Source organism: Salinimicrobium oceani, assembly GCF_012037645.1.
This window is the reverse complement of the sequence record NZ_JAAVJR010001727.1, coordinates 1-273: the sequence shown is the minus strand read 5'-3', so window position 1 is coordinate 273 and position 273 is coordinate 1. Positions and strand designations below refer to the sequence as shown.

At 50.9% G+C, this 273-nt stretch carries 1 rRNA gene; it reads left to right on the top strand.

Annotation, left to right across the window (positions count from 1 at the left end):
- Positions 1–273, top strand: a 16S ribosomal RNA gene (locus tag HC175_RS23770); the annotation flags it as partial.

The following is a 273-nucleotide window of genomic DNA, read 5'->3' as shown; positions in this document are numbered from 1 at the left end:
CATGCAAGTCGAGGGGCAGCACGTCTTCGGATGGTGGCGACCGGCGCACGGGTGCGTAACGCGTATACAATCTACCTTTTACTGGGGCATAGCCCGGGGAAACCCGGATTAATATCCCATGGTATCATTTAGTGGCATCACTTGAATGATTAAAGCTTTGGCGGTAAAAGATGAGTATGCGTTCTATTAGCTAGATGGTAAGGTAACGGCTTACCATGGCTACGATAGATAGGGGTCCTGAGAGGGAGATCCCCCACACTGGTACTGAGACAC